Source organism: Sneathia sanguinegens, from assembly GCF_001517935.1.
GTDB classification, from domain to species: domain Bacteria; phylum Fusobacteriota; class Fusobacteriia; order Fusobacteriales; family Leptotrichiaceae; genus Sneathia; species Sneathia sanguinegens.
Genome location: NZ_LOQF01000024.1, coordinates 1 through 756, shown reverse-complemented (window position 1 = coordinate 756; position 756 = coordinate 1). Strand labels below are relative to the sequence as shown.

The 756-nt window shown below is 25.9% G+C and carries 1 protein-coding gene and 1 pseudogene; both read left to right on the top strand.

Going from position 1 to position 756, the window contains the following annotated elements; translation table 11 throughout:
• On the top strand, nucleotides 1–425 hold a 425-nt coding region (locus tag AWT65_RS06430; RefSeq protein ID WP_198142964.1), incomplete at its 5' end, for a metal ABC transporter permease.
• Nucleotides 422–756, top strand: a pseudogene (locus AWT65_RS06240) (copper-binding protein); the annotation flags it as partial. The gene AWT65_RS06430 and the pseudogene AWT65_RS06240, both read left to right, overlap by 4 nt.

The window sequence follows — 756 nt, the reverse complement described above, 5'->3', positions numbered from 1 at the left end:
TTATAGTTCTATTTTTCTCAACTATACTTTTAATTTTAATTGTTATACCAAATTTCAACAAAATGCTTTTATCAAGCTTCAATACTAATTTAGCAATAGTTAAAGGAGTTCGTGTAAAATTTTTGGAATATATGTTTATCTTGCTAATTACTTTAGTTACAGTTTCATCAATAAAGATAATCGGTGCTTCCCTTGTTGAAGCTCTATTTTTAATACCTGCTGCTTCTGCTAAGAATTTATCAAAATCTATACGAACATTCTTTGTGTATAGCATATTATTTTCATTAATAAGTTGCATATTAGGAATACTTTTACCTTTATACTTTGATATTACTATACCATCTGGTGGTTCAATAATATTAGTTGCCGCTATAATATTCTTTATAACAGTACTAATTAAAAATCTAAAAAGGAGCTTAAAATGAAAAAACTACTTTTGTTACTTAGCTTTATTTGTAGCTTTAGCTTTGCAAAAAACTTAGTTTTAACTAATACTCAGGTTACATATACTATTGCTAATCTTTTAACAAAAAATACTGACATAGAAGTTAAAGATGTCTTTGAAACAAATTCTAGCATGGTAGCTGATCAAACAAAATCTTTTGTTGATGTAGATAAAGATAATTTAAAAGATGCTACAGCTGTTATTGATCTTCAAAGAGTTTGGAATGATGATTGTCTATTTGAACATGTTAGAAGAGAAAATATAAAAGTTATAGAAATAGATGCAACTTATTCTTATCAAGATAATTCAAG